Origin of the sequence: Flammeovirga agarivorans (assembly GCF_012641475.1) — a bacterium.
Lineage (GTDB): Bacteria > Bacteroidota > Bacteroidia > Cytophagales > Flammeovirgaceae > Flammeovirga > Flammeovirga agarivorans.
The window spans coordinates 318,500-337,093 of sequence record NZ_JABAIL010000006.1 but is presented as its reverse complement, the minus strand read 5'-3'; the positions used below and the strand labels follow the sequence as shown (position 1 = coordinate 337,093).

The window sequence follows — 18,594 nt, the reverse complement described above, 5'->3', positions numbered from 1 at the left end:
AATCACACATCTTAATTGAAATGTCTTTCTATTTTCGAATAGAATGAAAACAGAACACATAGTATTATTACTTTGTATTTTTCTTTTTCGTCGTAAATGTGGCAATGTTAGAATAGAAATTACTTGCTCCATCTTCTGTAACTGATTTCACTCTGTAGTACCATCTATTGCCCGATCTTTCCTTTGTATCTACAAATTCAGGTGATGTTAGCCCTTCTGCCATTAACTCATAAGAAGACTCATCCCAAGGAGATGGACAGTAATATACCGAGTACTTCCCTCCTTTATTATTATCAGAAGGTTGCCATTTTAATTTTACTCCTTCACCTTTTTCATTTGAAACTCTCAACCAATAAGGTGTCCATGGAATATTCCCAGAGGGAGTCACATTAAACACATTCGATGATTGACTATTGCCATTTCCATTATAAGCAGTTACACTTATTTCATATTCAATGTTATTTATTAGTTTTTCAATAACATAACCTGTAATGTTTTTAGCGTCTACTTCTTCAGAAAAGTCACCGTTTTTAGTCTTATACTGTACCTTATAACTATTGGCAAAAGGAACCGACTCCCAATGTACAATCACTTTTCCATCGTATTTGTAAGAACGCACTAATTTTGGTGCATCAGGCTTATTCACTTTGGTATTGACAATATTAGAAGACTCACTACTTCCCGATTGATTTTTAGCTACAACAGAAAAGAAATACTCTTTGCTATGATCTAACCCATTTATTGTCTTTGTTTCTACTCCTTTCACCTTAACAGTTTGATTAAGGTTATTTTTTGAGGTGCCGTACTTGATGATATACTCATCTGCGGTATTTCTTTTCCACCATTTTAAAGTGGCAGCATTCTTCTCATGGCGAATAGAATATATTCTTGTTGGTTTTGGAGTTGGTAATTGATCTTTCGGCCAAGAAATAATGGTAACGCTATAAGGACGAATTGTCACTTTTTCACTACTAATAGCATTTTCCTCTCCATGTAATATTTCGCCCTGAGGAGTTTCTCCATATGAATATTTGATCGCTAACTTTTTATCGATAAGTGTACCATCTAATTTTACTTGTACCTTATGGCCCTTATTAGAAGTATTGACAACCATTAGATAATCGACCCTTTCATTTCCTCTATAACCTACTGCGTACAATGCATCCACCTCTTCTTCTTGAGCGGAAACTTTAGCAGAACCCGAAATCTTTGTGATATAGCTTTGATCACTGTTATTTAATACTCCATAGATATGTCCTAATGCAACTTTTTCCTCTCGAGCAGTGTAACTGTTAGGTAGATTACTTGGATCAAAATGTTCGTGATTATTATACGCCTCAAATATTTTATTTTTGTACTTATTTTTTGCTCTTATAGCCTCACCCAGATAGTGATTACCAATCATGTAAGCTCTCGGCTGAACAGACATTCTCATTAAGTACTCCGGATTGAACAAGTTACCGTACGCATGAGTATATCGCACTGTCTTGTTCCATAAACTAAATTCCGTAATGATCAGTTTAGAATCTTCCCACGATGTTTTTGTAAATCTGCCATCAAAGAAATCATCACTTGTAAATTTCCTGATTCTTGTTCTGATTCTTTCTAATTCTTTGTCATAATCCTTATTACCTGTTCCAAAGAATAAATAAGAGTGCATAGATACATAGTCCCAGTTTCTTCCATTCTCTTTATGATACTTCTTAATCCCTTCAGCCCATTTTCCTGAGGAAATATTATCAAAGGCATAGTTATGAGCTATTCTAGCGTCGGGATCAATTTCTCTTACCGCTTTTATAATTTCATCTACTTTATAGGCAAAGTCTTCGCCATTTTTGAAGAAATATTTTCCCTTCGGTTTTCTATATAATTGCGGTTCATTAGCCAATTGGTAAGCCTCAACAATGATATTATTGTCCTTAATAAACTTAATAAAAGTCTTTACCTCTTCCGGAGATTGTACAAAAGGGTTAAGCGTAATGATTAGCCTTGAGCCCACAGATCCACACAGATCATACATATCAGACAATCTATTTGGAATTTTTCCATTTACCCATTTTATATCATTGGGAACCTTTTCCTTCCACCCATCGTCACCATCTTCTTTGTTGGCACTTTTAATTTGTTCATGATGCTCTTCAATATATAATCCTGTATTGAAATCTAGATAATCGTTTCTTGTTCCTGAAAAGTATCGTAAAAAACCTGGATTGGCTTGTTGGACACCCTTTCTAAACACCGGATTATTATATGTCCAAGGTGTATCTCCAATACGCATATTGAATCCTGCAAATCCTTGATGAAGTTTAATAGGGTTTTTAGTAATTATATTGATCTTTGATTTGACATAACTACTATTCGGCTCTTCTTCATCGAAAACTGCTACAGTTGTTGAATCATTCAAAGACATCGAGTGAGCCCACGTAACACTAAATAGTGCCGTTAGTAATAATATAACTTTCATACTTATATTTTTAAGTTCTACCCCTATATCAATAAGGGTAGAATCATCTTATCTTAATTTGCTTGAGCAGGTAATAAATTATACTTCTGCTTTTGTTTGATCATATATAATGCTCCTTTACAAGTATCAAATACATCAAACCTCACATTCTTCAAATCTTCAGGTAAACTCTTGTTAGGTTTGAGCTTACTCAAAGCTGTATTGTAAGTATCTACAAAATCAAGTTGATTTGGTAAGTAATCTTGGATATTTCTTAACGCATACCATTGGTAAAACATATCTGTACTCAATGCATATTTGTTAAGAACTGCTTTAGAAGCATCGTCTCTTTTCAGAGCATGTACAATAGTAGCCGCCTCAATTCTATTAAAAGCTGCTTTGTCATTTTCCATCATCTTAATAATCTTATCAAGATATGGTTCAGCATCTTCTTTTTGATTTTTCAAACCAAATAAAGCCCAATAACGTACCAAATCTTCATTGTCATTCAATGCTTCCACTTGTTGCTCGATAACTTCTTTGCCTTTTCCACTTAACTCTGCAATAGGAAGAATCTTACTTAATGGATAGATCTCCTCATCCGTTTTATATTCAAATGGTGTTAATCCTGATTCTTTATCTAACCTAAGCATCTCCCCTGAAGGCATAAATTGAAGATCTCTAGTCGCTAAAATTTGCTCTTGGCAGAATGCTCTCATTTTTTCTAATTGCTCCTTAAATTCAGGATCATCAGCAAGGTTATTCATTTCCCAAGGATCATTCTTTAAATCATAAAGTGTTTCGTAAGCTCTTTCTTCTGTGAAAATTGACTTTTGAAATCCTTTTAATCGATTTTTCCAAAGATCATCTCTCATGGTAACATAGATCTTTGAATGCCCTGTGTAATGCTTGTATTGTAGCTCTGGTAAAATTGGATTGTAAATTCTAGAATAGATAAAACGCCCGTCTGAAACTTCTCTTGTGATATCTCTAGCATCGTCTGTTCCGTCTTTTGCACCATAAAACATTTCTTTCTTAAAAGAAGAAGATAAGAAGTTTCCTCCTTCCATATGTGATGGAATTTCTACACCAGCTAACGATAATACAGTAGGACCTAAATCTTCAAAACTCATTACCTGATCCGTTGCTTTTCCCGACTTAAATGGAGTAAGTCCTTGGTATTTCTTAGGAACATATACATAAAGAGGCACTCTATGTCCTGTATTCAAGCCATTTCCTTTCCCTCGAGGCATCGCTTCTCCATGGTCAGAATAGATAAATACAATCGTATTATCTTCTAGCTTGTCTTTCTTTAATTCATCTAATATTTTTCCAATCGTATAATCTGTATAGTTGATACAATTATAAATTCTAGCAAAATGTTTACGCATTTTAGGCGTATCTTTTATATACTCTGGCAGTACCACTTCTTCCGGTGTTGTTCTAAATTCTTCTGGAAGATTATTATATACCTCCTCAATGTATTTTTTCTCAGGATTTACAAACTTACGGCTCGCATGAGAATACATGATATTAAAGACACTAAAGAAAGGTGTTTTTTTAGTTGGACGATTTCTCCAATGAGCATTTCCACTTGATTCGTCCCATGCTTCTTTTGTGAAAGCTGGAGTCTTCATCACATTGTAGTCTTTCTTCTTGTTATTCGTGGTATAATACCCTTCCTTTCTTAAGTAGTAAGGAAAGCCTTTCACTTGACTAGGTAAGTTGACTTTTGAACGGTGATTACCTGTACCAATAGAAGTCGCATGTAGACCTGTTATAATTGCAGACCTAGATGCCGAGCAAATTGTTGCTGTTGAAAAAGCAGAATTAAATCGGATACCTGTTTCAGCCATCTTATCCATTACAGGAGTTTTTGCCGCCGGATTATCATATATCATATGAGGAGATGTATCCTCAAAGGTAATCCATAAGATATTAGGTTTGTCAGCTTTATTCTGAGCAGACCCTGACATAATGGAGATGAATACCAGTATGTTTATTAATAATAATTCTTTCATTATATAAAAAAATAAGTGCTCTAAAATTTCTTTATACAAGTATAATTTACACCTAATGATTTTTGGGGTGAGGATTCTTGCAAATGGAGTATTAACTAAAATGCCCCCTCTTAAAAATGAAATAACCATTTACAAAAACACCTTGTAGTATTATATTCCACAAGGTGTTTTTCCCTTTATTCTTGTGTTTCTTCAGAGAAACTTTTCATTTTTTTCATGTATTCAGTCGATGACATACCGTAATGCTCTTTGAAACATTTTCTAAAATATTTAATGTCGCCAATACCTACTTCATCAGCTATCTCAAATACTTTTTTATCGCCTTTCAGAAGTAGTTCTCCAGCTTTTCTCATACGTATGTCTTTCACAAACTCGATGATAGATTTACCTGTCACTTCCTTAAGTTTCTTATATAACACAGATTGTGACATCCCCATTTCTGTAACAATAGTATGTACTTTAAAATCTGGCGAACTCAGATACTTTTCTACAATTGTTACCATCTCTTTTAAGAACTCTCCTTCTTTTTCTTCTTCATACAACGAAATCGGTTTTTGCAACTTGATAACATCATTGTACATCGTCGATAACCTTTTTCTATGTTTTAATGTATTGTATACTGTTTTCTTAAGGACCGCAGGACTAAATGGCTTGGTAATGTACATATCTGCACCATACTCAAGGCCTTCTAATTCATGAGAAGTAGACGTTCTTGCCGTTAATAAGAATATTGGAATATGCCATGTATCGGGATCTTTCTTAACATGCTTACAGAAATCCAGTCCATCCATAACTGGCATCATGATATCACTAATAATAAGATCTATTTCTTTGTCTTTCTTTATGATATTTAGAGCTTCCTGCCCGTTTTCTGCATCCAACACTTCACAAGACCCTTCAAATAAATTGATGATAAAGTTTCGAATATCAGTGTTGTCTTCAACTATCAAAATCTTAGCTCCTTCTATGTTCTGATTTTCTTCTTCATCCTGTTTTAGATTTACATCTTCAATAAAATAGTTTTCAGGAAGGACTTCAGACGTATTATTTTCGACTGTTTTCATTGGCAATTCGATCACAAATGTAGTTCCTACAGCTTCTTTACTTGTTACAGATAGTGATCCTTCATGCACCTCGATAATTTCTTTTGCGATAGATAACCCGATGCCAGAACCTGAGATTCTGATAGAATTTGCATTTCCTGTCTGATAAAATCTATCAAATATTTTACTGATCGATTTTTCGTCAATTCCTAAACCATTATCTTCTACTGTAATAGATAATGTAGGTTGGTTGTCTTTCTCAAACGTATTTAATTTAAGCTTTATCGCACCTCCTTCCTCAGTAAATTTAAAAGCATTCGAAAATAGGTTCATAAACACAGTTTCCATCTTACTTTTATCAAAGGCCATGATATAGTCTCCTTTTTTCGATGTAAACTTGTAATCTATTTGCTTCGATTTGGCTTTATAATTAAAGGTGGTAAATATCTCATGAATAAAGTCATAGAAGTTACCATTCTGAAGGTTTAGCTGAATTTTTTCATTCTCAATCTTTCTAAAATCAAGGAGTTGATTCACCAAATCCAATAGCTTATTTGTCTGATTATAAGCCAATAGTACTTTTTCTCTTAAAGATGATCTGATAGAATGATTAGAAACTAAATCCTCTAGAGGTCCCTTCATTAAAGTTAAAGGTGTTCTTAATTCATGACTGATATTAGTATAGAATTTCAGTTTCTGATCAATTAATTCTTGGTCTTTTTCTCTTTCTAACTCAGTGATTTCCAATTTATGAGCTAGTTTCTGTTGTCTTAGATAATTAATGTTGATGATCACAAGGATGACCATAACCACAATGATCAAAGTGAGGATAAAATACCATTGCTTCCAGAAAGGTTTTTCAATTTTTATTTTTACAGTTGCAGGTATAGACCATTCGCCGTTACTGATTCTAGTTCGTACATTAAAAGTATATTCTCCAGAAGGTAAATTGGAGAAATAGACCTTATTTTCCCCTTTATTTACTCGAATCCAATGACTATCATAACCTTCAAGTTTATACTGATACTCTACCTGATTCACCGCTGAAGGGTAAATAGCAATAAAGCTGATATTAAAGTTTTTCTGATCAGGACCCAAAACAAACTTATCTGTAATATGCAGTCCTTTCTCCAAAATAACTCTACCATCTACTTCTTGACCAATATGTACAGGCGATTCATTAACACTCAGGCTTGTAAGGTTTATCGTCGGATTAAAATTATTGTGTATTAATTTATTTGGATCAATAAATGAGAGGTTTTCGACACCACCGAAATACATAATACCATCTTCTGCAAGGTAATCTGCTCCTACTTTAAAACCATTTTCATTTTTTACCCCATCCACTCTAGAGTAGATAATATTTTCTTTCGTTTGAGGGTCGTAACTGGCAATTGTACCTCCTGCATACCAGATCTTTTTCTGAATAGCATCCACTAATAAACATTCAATATCACTATCCGAATTCGTCGCATTTAACTTTTCGAATATCCCTTTTTCCTCATCTTTTAAAAGGTTCAACCCACCACCAATGGTTCCTACCCATATCTTATCATTAAAGTCTCTTACTACCGACCAGGTATAATTTGATGATATAGTTGTTGCATCATTTAGGTTACTTTTATAATGTCTAGTAGACTTAATTTTATCATTTTCTACCGTCAACCTAAATAAACCGTAGTTCATTGTACTTAACCAAATCAGATCTTTTGTGGGTTCATAGTAAAGATTGGATACCTGAATTTCATTATTATCGTACCCTTCGTACAACTGAACTGTTTTCTCTGAGATGTTGTATCTAAATAGAGGTAGATCATGACTACTTACCCAAAGATTGTTGTACTTATCTTCAAATAGATCTTGTATATACGATATCTTACCTCTTACTTTCTCTGCATTTTTTATTTCATTTCTCGCATTTATCCATTCTAAATCTGCGATAGAAGTAAATGGTTTTTTCGATACCTTTAGGCCATTATTTCTTGTACCAATCCAAATTCTACGGTCTTTTGTGACTAAAATTTTTGTAACAAAATTACTATTATTAAAAACCCTAGAAGTAGTAAACTCTTTTTTATTCAAGTCATAGAAGTATAAATCAGTATCCATACTTCCGATCAATAAATAATTATCAATCTTACTAATGCTTGTGATGAACCCTTTCTTTATACCATCTTCCTGTCCGGTTTTTAAAGGGATATTATCAACTACTTGGCTTTTGGTGTTGATATATCTTACTCCAATAGCATTACAGCCGATCCAAAGAGAGTTCGAGTTATCCTTGTATAATACTGAAATTCTATTCACCATAGACGATTCATCAGGGATCAGATGTCTTGGTTTACCATGTTCTGGTTTAATCCAGATGCCGTTATTTGTACCAATCCAAAGTTCATTGTTTTCTCTTTTTAAGAAACCGGTTACTTCGTTGATTTTTTTGTTGGCAAGTATCCTCTTAACATTTCCTGTCTTCAGGTTAAATTTATAGGCCGATTGGTTTGTACCAATTAAATAGTTATCCTTATTTATTTTGAAGATCTTTTTTAGATCGGTGATATTTTTATTTTTGAAATTCACCTTCTTAATGTCATCTCCTTTCTGTCTTAAGTAAAGACCATTTCTTGAACAAACCCATAAATTACCATCATCATCTGCTAGAATACTTCGAATTCTATAATCTTTTTTTGTCAAGTCATTGATGATTTTCAACTTCTCGATTTGTACAGGCTTACCATTAGCATCAAGGTTCACTTGATAGACAAATCCTTTTCTTGAAGCTAAAAATAGTTTATCACCATAGCCATCCATGTAGAGCAATGACATTGTCCTTAAATCCAATAGATTCACATTGTCCTTGTCATTTAAAAGATGGAAATTTTTTATGGTGTAATCGTCTGTATTGAAAATTGAGATACCATGATTTTCTAGTAGTAGGTATAAGTAAGGACCTTTCCCTTTCTTCATAGCAATAATTCTATTGGTGGGAAAATCACTTTTATTGAATTGGTTGTATTGAAAATTGGTGACCTCTTTACCATTAAACATACTCAACCCTTTTAGAGTCGCAATCCATAAAAAACCATAGTCATCCTGACAGATTCCTCTAACATCAGAATGGGCTAATCCCTGGGAAACTGTCAACTTTTGGATTTCAAAGTTTTCAACTCCAAGACTATTAATAGGTGTTAGTAAATAAAGTACTAAAAAAATTACTTGATATATATACTTCATAACAATACATAAACTCATTTACTATTTAGAATGCATTCAAGAAAACAAGTGATTTTAATAAAAAGCCTATTTTTCTCTTCTTGGTTCTAAACATTTACTATAAGACAAAAAACATAACTAGGGTAGATTTCATTTCAATGGATAGTTATATTTTCATTACATAATCTCTCCTAAAAATAATAAGTATTTATGTAATTCACTTATTATTTATGGACAAAAAAGGAATACTTTCATCGTACTCCTTTTTTGAGTGATATTTAATCGTCATCAAAGCATCACGTTTATTGAACGATCAACTTCTTCACGATTCTATCAAAGCCATTGACTACTTTTATAAAGTAGATGCCCGACTTCAATGAAGATGTTTTAATCAGCATCTTTCTTGAATAATCTGTATTTATTCTCTCTGTGGATAATATTTTACCTTCATTATTTATTAGGTTGATTTCGATGATTCCTTCCATTTGATATAACTCCATATTTACATCTTCACCATTCGAAGGATTAGGATAGATAACCACTGCATTTTCTGTAATCTCTCGAGGACCGTTATTACCTATCGTCACTTCAACTGGACCAAAGCTTTCAGACCTTCCGTCAAAATCACTTTGAATTAATCGGTAGTAAGAAATACCACTGTATGGAGCTTCATCCACAAAACTATAGTCTAGTTTTACATTTGAATTGCCATAGCCTTCCACAAATCCAACCTTCTCATAATTTTTTCCATCCTTGGTTCTATAAATGGCAAATCCTTTATTATTAATTTCTGTAAGTGTTTGCCAAGCCAAATACACTTTTCCTTCTTTTGCCGAGGCAGTAAAGTGAGATAGTTCAATTGGTAAATCTTCCCCTAATGATGCTACAGTTATTACATTATCTTCATTAGATGGTGTAGATATTTCTGTCATTGTCCTTGTATTCGAACTCCATCGAACACTAGAATTAGAAGAATGATTAAATGTAATTGGCTGAGATTGAACAATGTTATTGGAACCTGAAGTGGTAATATCTTCAGGCTCCGTATCTAAATCGCCAGTTATGAAGTTCCAGTTACTATTTATATTATTGATGTTGTCAATATCTTGATGCAAGATTCTTAAATCTTCTACTGAAGCCCCTTTCTTGTCTAATTTCCCTGTATAAATAAAATTGACGGTAGTTGTAAATTTCTCCGAAGCTGAAAGGTTGATAGGGTTTAATTCCCAATATCCTTCATAAACATCATTGATACTATTATCCGGAATCAACAAATCAGCTGCTCCAGATGTAAAACCTACTTCCCAAGTGATATAACTGCCGGGAAAGTTCTTACTAAAATTATCATCACCTGCACCCGGTCTTACCTCATGTCTGCCAATACCAATAGGGTGGAATTCTTGAATGGTACCTACCGGAAAAAAGGTGTTTTCTTTATGATCACTTGGCACCCTAAATTTTGCGAGTCCAACAATATAAGATTCCATTGTATTCATCATATCATCAGGCTCTATAGCGATATCTCCGATATGGTTTAATAATCCATTTTTTACATCTAAAATACCATCAATCAATTCTAAATCATTGACATTTATCTCTTGTAAAAGGTGTACTGCTGCTTGGTTGTTTAGCTTTTCGTTATAGTTATTATCAATTACTAGCTTTCTTAAGCTATTACTACCTGTAATATTCGCATTGATCATTTGTTGTTGGCCATTGCCCGTTAATGCAAATGTGAATGCATCTTCGGACAAATCTACTCCAGAAATGATATTAATATCCTCTTTGAACTCAAGAATTCGTTCTACTCCAGAACTGTTGGAATAAGAATAAATCCTAGTACCACTTTCGACATTGAAAGTTCCATTCACCACTATTTTAGAGCCTCCAGCTAACGCTAGTGTTGAATTTGATTTTAAGTTCAGTGTGGATGTCTCCATAGTAATATTGACTCCATCATCGCCTACTACTAACGCTGAATATTCATTAACGGTAACACCCCCTTCTCCTATCATTATATTGTTTTTTAAATGATATACTGGGTAGGATTGTTTTGCCTCTACATCAGCGGCTTTAGTTTGTAAAGAATAAATACCGGATGTAGTTGCGTTAATTGCGGAAATAGCAATCAACTTATTATTTGGCATATCTGTAATATCCGATTCATTAAATAATCCACCATGAAAGAAATAATTATCTTGAAAATCATTCTTCTCCAGTACTAAACTGCCATTATTGATAGTTAAGAATTCTGTCCAATTATCATCAAGAATATTATCTGTTCTCATCACAAGAATTCCCTGACCAGAAATATTACCTACTATTGAGTTATTTACGTCAGATTTATCAGTGTTACTTTCCACAATAAATTCACCGGCAGGGTAACTATCGTTGTTCCCCTCAATAATTAACTCGGAAATGACCGTTTCAAGGTCTAATTTTACTTTTGTTCCTCTTTGGATAATAACAATAGGTCCACCGTCAGGATAAGATGTAGTGTTTAACCAGGCATTATTACCCTCTTCATCGCTATTATGACCGCCAATTAAATTCACTTCCCAAATTGAAGCATCATCCCAATTTTCTTCCGTTGGAGATACTGCTACATTTTTTGATCGATAAATAGGTACCGTAGAAGCAATATGGTCAGGATCACCTACAGCGATTAATGCACTAAACTCATTGACACCATTGATGTTATCAAAGTATTCTATTAAGGTATTATTTATTAAAATCTTAGCCGAGTGGTCTGTAGTATTCACCTCATCGGTTGTGAAGTTCTTAAAACCACTACCAATACTAATAGCAGGTAAATATTTAGATTCATCATTCTCTACGTCATTCACATCATAATAGAAAGTGACATCAAAATCTAAAGTCGGTAATTGATCATAATTGAATTTTGTACCATCCGTCTTTACAATATCCATATACCAAGCATAGTTAAGAATATCCGAATTTTCAAAAGACACCGGATTATTCACCCATTCTGAATTATTGTAAACCAATGATCTATACGCTTTTACAGGCTTCTCGTTTAATAACTTTATCTCAATACCTATCGTTTCATCAATAACATTGGAAGATAAGTCGATGGCAATGGGTGTATATTTACCTAACACACCAACTGGAAGACAAAAGTTATTCGTATCACCTGCTTCAATAAATTTGATCACTCCACCATCTCTATTTCTATCAGATAATACCAACATTCTTGAGGCATTAAATTCACCTCTATTATTTCCGTTGCCACTTCCTAAAATGTTGGCCTGTTCTCCGAGATAAAGTGAGTTTTCATCGATCACTAAATTCCCTTTAGCCAACGTTAAATCACCATTTATAGACAACTTTAAAAACAATGTTTCATTGTTCGGGTCTTGAATATGTACATCATGTTCATTATTGATGATCAAGTTTTCTATCACTCCATTCTCGGAATAAAGTTCCTGTAATTCTGTACCTTCAAAAGCAATTGCAGAAGTTCCTTCTATTGAAGATCCTTCATGAATTAATAGGTTTCTTTCCAAGCTTAGAGGAATATCCAATACTATATCCGCCTCTCCTTCTATTACTAAGTTCCCTTCAACAGTTACCCCATCTGCATTATTCTGTTGTTTTCCATATTGAACTACTAAGTCTGTATTTGATCCGTTTAGGTGAACATGACCAAAGTTATAACTCCCTTTTTTCCCTGAATTTACAGCATTGTAATCACCTAAGTATTGTGGCTTTCCTCCAATAAAATTGGCTGTTTTACTATTGCCAGTGTAAGTACCACTATTATAAATATTCCCATAAAAAGAAATATTCATTTCATGCTGATTAAAGATTACATCTTCATTGATCATCAAATTACCATAGAAAGAAAGGTCATTAGTGATAACCCCTACATGCCCATTGATAATATCTGTATTTCCTAAAGGAAGAGAAGAATTGATCATAAAATCTTTCCCCGAAACTCCTTCAATAATAAATCTAGATGGAGTCGTTATCGTATTGTCTTTAAAGAAATAACTTAAAGATGGAGAATTCGGAGTAAACAATAAACTCACTTGATTTGAATCATATGATTCTGAACCTTTTAGTTTGAAGTAATTCAGATTTCCATCTAAGGTTGTTACATCATAGTTAAGTTGAATAGCTCCTTCATCGACTATCTCTAAAATAGCTCTACCCCTTAATTCATCAGGAATATCTTGTCCACCAATTTCAATTTTCCCACCTTCTTGATAAAGGGTAATCGTACCTCTCTCACTTGACAATTGTCGTCGTAATTGTGAACCTACTATCAACGCAGCTCCTTCCAAAATATTAATTCTTGCAGATCCAGAACTACCATAACTAATATAATTATTACTAGTTTGACTTCCATTGTATACCCTTGCCACTCCACCATCAATGACTTCCAATGTTCCGTCTAATAAAATACCTCCACCCATTTCTTCTATAGAGGAAACAGAAATTGTCGATGCATTACCAAGCGTCAATTTTGCATCTGAGGCTATATAAAATTCTTCTCCACCTGTGTTGACATCAATATTTAGGTTTTGATCCGTTGGATTTCCCAAAACAGCTTGATCTGTCAATAATTTAAGATCAAATTTTAGCTCCCCACTAACTAATTGAAGTGGTTTTTCTGCTTTATTACCCTGACTATGTTTTGCTAAATTAAACCCTCTTTCAATAGTAAACTTGGTGGATTTCGACTTATTCATCACGATATCATAGAATTCAGGAAGAATCCTATATTCATTATCAGCATGTGTTAGTTTTCCGTCGGTCTCTCCATCAAAATATAAACTCACCTTCGATACATTAGCGGAATCAGCTATCACTTGAGGAATATTTTCAGGATCATATTCAAAATCTACCTGCTGATTGTTTCCTATAATGTAAGGTGTCCATAAATCATTCCCTGCTCCAAATAAATCAAAATTTACAATATCTGCTAAAGCAATATTCCCAGAAACATATAACTGATGTTGACGAGGTGTTCCAGTACTTATTTCTCCCTGTTCAACATAAATATGATTGTAGTTTCTCTCGTTATTACCATTGTTATACGTTGTAAGTGTACTGATAATTCCACCAGTTTTTACTGTTCTATCAAAGTTTCCTCCCTTTTGGAAAATCAATGCACCATTATTATTTAAACGAATATTATTATCAGCGGTAATATCTCCATTTTCATAATCTGCTCTTACAAGTACAGTGGCGTTAGAATAAATATCAAGTTGATATGCTCGTAAATCCTCAGTAAAATATCCTGCACCAGAGTGAATCTCAACATATGGAAGTTTTGGCAAATCATACAATTCAATTTCTGTCAAGCGTTGCGTACCAATATCTACTCTATTGTACCCTAAACTAGGATCATCATCATCTTTTAATTCTTTAGGCAGAGTAATTTTAAGAATACTTTTTTCGTTGGCTGCCCAGTCTCCAAAATCTCCTATTAATTGTGGACGATAGAAAGTATCTTCTTTATCTGCTCCAAAGTCCAGTTCAATTTCTCCAGAGCCAACCACTTTTCCGATTTTTAAATCCGCTCCTTTAATTTTCAAGGCACTTCTTCTTAAAGTAGAATGATTGAAAATCAATTGTGCTAATTCGATATCAACGCCTTCATAGCTTGTGGTGAAACTTTTTGTTGTACTTGGAACTGTTTCTGTCATTGCTCCACTAACAATAGTGTACTTTTCTTCTGTTCCCAAGATGGCTACGTCATTTAAACTTGGGATAGTATATGCTTGTGATAAAGTCTGTGATGATTCTTCTAATACATACCAATTTAAAATATTGTCCCAAGTATTACTCCCTTCTCCATCATTATAATGATAACTATATTTTCCACCACTTTCAGATAGTTTATTCTGATAAACGTATATCCCCGGATATCCATTAAAAGCAGATTCAGGACCTACAGTATAATTTGCATTTTCTAAGTAAAATCGTCCATTCGTAGCATCATAATCTTTTTCAAACTCGAAGACTAACTTACCCGCATACACCTTATCTTCATCTGTTGATGATGGATTAAACGCACTTCCGTTATCATATTCTGATTGCAAAAGTACATTTTGCTGAATATGCCCTGAGACGATATGATTATCACTATTATAAGTTGGAGCAGCAAACCCTTTTCTTTGATAGGCACTTATAACATCATTGTTGATTTGTCTGATATAGTCATCTCCGTTCAATACTTTTCCTGGTACTCTATCTTCAAGATCCATTTTGGTTAAGTTGTTTCCAGATTGTGTAAATGGATTGTTCCCAGAAGCAAAATCATTTGAAATACTAAAGAACCAATTGACTTTTGGTAGTGCTGTATTATTTGTAAAATCATGCTTTTCTACATTCCAATAGATATTTAACAACTCATTGGATGGATCACTACCAGCTGTTGGAAGAATACCCAAAGCAGGTCGTACAGAAACATACCCTGTATTCGTAATCTCTACAGGGCCATTTTCTAGATGCAATAAAGCTGGAGTGTAATAGAGATTTCCATTGTCTTTTATTCCTACAGGAAATAATAAAGAACGCCATAACTCTCGACTATTTGATGTAGTAATCGCTTGAGCAATATAATTTGAATTATTCGTGAAGTGATATGATTTCTCATCAGTATAGATCCTTGTCAACATCTTATGGAGTCGATCAAAATTATCTACTTTAATTTTTAAACCACCACTGGAAGGTTTCCCATCCGTCACAAAGAAATTATGATAATTGATCGTTTTCCAGCTTTCACTACCTTTTACTAATTTAGAAATACCAAAGGTTGGTACTTTTTCAGCGATACAAGCAGGATCATAATCTGGATCACTAAGGTCTTTACAATAGCTATTCAATGAACGATCGAACCTCATTCTGTCAATAGTCAACTGATGATTTGATAGGTCTACAGTACCTGATACATACTGTATCCTATTTATTTTAACATCACTGGTTAATGATAAAGTATGATCTTCTAAAAAGATTCTTACATTCCCAAATTCTGAGTTCTGACTCGTTTCCAAAGTGATGTCTCCCTCCCTAAATTTTAAGAGCGCCTGCACACCAAATGTTCCTTCTGTATCCTCTAATGAAGATTGACCTGAGTAGAGGCCAAAAACACCATAATTTTTAACTTGTGCACCTTCTCTAAACATCCTTACTGAATAATTTCTATGGTCGAAAGTACCTTCTAAAAGTTCAAAATCTCCTTCAAAATCTACGAGGTTAGAGTAATCTTCGAATCGCTCTCCTTTATCATAACCTGAGCCATCCGTTCCATTAACAGGGTTTCCATTTTTATCTTTCGGGATTAATCCATGTCCTACTTTATCTACCGGCGTATTCGCAAAATTAGCTTCAGTATTGACAGATATAGAAAAACTAGGGTCTGCTTGTAAAGTCACTTTTACATCACGAGAATCTTTATTTATTCTGAAATTTCCAAAAGATATGTTCGTTAGATCAGCCTTTATATCTTCCTCAACTTCATAATTAATATTTAGAATTGAGTTTTCATTCCCTACAAAATTTAACCAATTGACAGTTGACTTAAAGTACTTTGATTCATTGGTTGACCTTAATGTCCCAGTATATACAATGGCATCTAAAATATTAAGGTGAAGATCTTTATAGATAAATAAGTCTTTGTTATTACCATCGAAGTAAGTATTTAAAGATAGAGATCCTTTTATTTCTAAATGGTTCGCCTCTGAAGATATAATCGTCTTGTCTCCATTAAAAAATGAAGCAGTATCTAATTTTACTCTGCCATAATTTGTATAGCTATCTGAATCACTTTTTTGGTAATATGAAGCAACATCATATAACGGAGAACTCGAATTGACAATAAACGTTGGATAATCTGGAGTAGCAACATTAGGATCGAAATCATTCGGCGTTTCTGCCACATAGATATTGATTTCCCCACCATCCACTTTTACATTTTCTGGATCTGAACCGATATGAATCCCCCACCCAGATTGAGCATACACATTAAGAATACCACCATTATGAACTTCGAATGAATTGTCTGCAAACGGTAAATTTAAGGTATGGAAACTCTGTATACCTTGGGCATTTTTACCCAATATTACTGTGCCTCCGTTCTGCACAAATGAACCTCTATGCAAAGAGATTGCTGAAGCAATAGTAGGTCGAATGGCTACGGCTTTTAAGGTGCCATTATTTACTTCCAGTATTCCTTTTTCTCTTAATGTAATTCCACTCGGAACAACAGTCTGAATATCTACCAGTCCACCTTGTACGCTAAGTTTACCTTCTAGGTAAAAAGCATTTACTCCTGACTTAATTAATTCTCCTCCATTTGACACAATCACCTCACTTCCTGTGGGTATTGTATAATTTGCCCCTGATAAATCATAAGAAATCCCTTTACCAATCTCTAAAGTACCAGATTGTAAGTCTAAGGCATACCCATCAGTATTTAACGTTAGCATTCCATTACTACTTGCTTCAAGTTTTAAAGTAGAGGTAATAGGCTTGTTGATATTTAAATAACGAAATGTAGTATACTCATTAAATAGAAATAATTGACTAGCTTTCTCGTTCTGATCTATTTCTTGATTCAATGCTTTTAGATTGACATTGGGTAACGTCACATTACCATCTATTGTTATATTTCCATATGATTCAATAGAGTGATTAAAAGTGTTATCATTCGAGTTTTGAATAAACTGAGCCGCTGATGATATACTTAAGTCCTGAAATATTGTAAGGTTTTGAGCTGCTCCTAAATTCCATTGGTCAGAATCATTAAAGGAACCAAAACTAACAATCCCTTTATTGATCATCAAATTTCCATTTAGTGTAATACTTTGTAGGAATAAAGTATTTGTTTCTCCAATATTGACGATAATGTTACTCAATTCATTTACTGTAGCATCAACTTGTATATCTTGATCTCCTTCAAAAACTACAGTTCCTCCTTTTCCTGTTAAGGTGTTATATTGATAGAACCCCTCTTCAGTCAGCTTTCCATCACCTTGTGGAAGATTTATTATTTGATCACTATCACCACTAAGAAATAAAATTCCTGTTCCTTCAATTATGGTAAAATTATGCCCGGTAGTTTTTCCAACTCTTAACGTTCCTCCTTCTTCTATAATTACTTTAGAAAAAAGATGATTGTCTTGGGTGATTGTATAATAAGAATCTTTAAGGATATGCAATACATCTCCACTTTGTGCATTAGTATAACTTCCTACTCCATTAGAGTTTAATGAAAAAGCATCTGTTGCTTCCAAAGTATAAGTGCCATTCCTAGAGTAAATATCTCTAACAGCAGAAGACGTTGCTGAGGGGTAAATCGAATTATTATCATAGTTGTAAGTACCAAAAGCTTTGTCTAGTGGTAAAAAATAAATAATGAAAAATATTAGCTTGAAGAAAAGTAGTTGTTTTGTTTTCATCTCAAACGTGAAGAAATTTGTTTAACAATTATCTACAACGATACAGGTGGTATACTTTCATAGCATACAAGTAACCATTCCTATATATTCATACTTCATGTCAAAAAATGTGGTGTTGAAGTTTCTAAACAATAATATTTAGTATCCACCAATAAACTACCTTACTTCTTATAAATGAGTCTAGTAAAACCGAATTACCCCCCTTGATAAAAGGATTTATACGCTAATTGTTCTCAAAAAATAAAGAAATGAATCGGGTTGACACAATACATTTAGTCATTAGCTATTCTAATTTTTTTTATAAAAAGAAGGTAAATCCTTTACCCCATTAACACTATTCAACCTAACGATACTAGTATTTATTTTTAAGTTAATGTCCTATGGTTTCATGCAAGGTAAACAGGAAACTAAAGGATACTTACTATGCAGTGATCACTTACTTTTGA

At 33.6% G+C, this 18,594-nt stretch carries 4 protein-coding genes; all 4 read right to left on the bottom strand.

The features are described from left to right. Positions 1-67 precede the first annotated feature (67 nt). On the bottom strand, positions 68-2,464 hold the full coding sequence (locus HGP29_RS19790) for a fibronectin type III domain-containing protein (RefSeq protein ID WP_168884161.1): 2,397 nt from the start codon (positions 2,462-2,464) through the stop codon (positions 68-70). A 53-nt stretch (positions 2,465-2,517) separates the two neighbouring features. Then, positions 2,518-4,464 carry a sulfatase family protein gene (locus tag HGP29_RS19785; RefSeq protein ID WP_168884160.1) on the bottom strand — a complete coding sequence of 649 codons (1,947 nt, stop codon included), beginning with the start codon at positions 4,462-4,464 and terminating at the stop codon, positions 2,518-2,520. A gap of 176 nt (positions 4,465-4,640) precedes the next feature. After that, complete coding sequence (locus tag HGP29_RS19780; RefSeq protein WP_168884159.1) at positions 4,641-8,738, bottom strand: hybrid sensor histidine kinase/response regulator transcription factor; 4,098 nt, start codon at positions 8,736-8,738, stop codon at positions 4,641-4,643. 281 nt (positions 8,739-9,019) lie between these two features. After that, positions 9,020-18,148 (bottom strand): T9SS type A sorting domain-containing protein, encoded by a 9,129-nt coding sequence (locus tag HGP29_RS19775; protein ID WP_168884158.1) that lies wholly within the window; start codon positions 18,146-18,148, stop codon positions 9,020-9,022. Between the last annotated feature and the right edge of the window lie 446 nt (positions 18,149-18,594).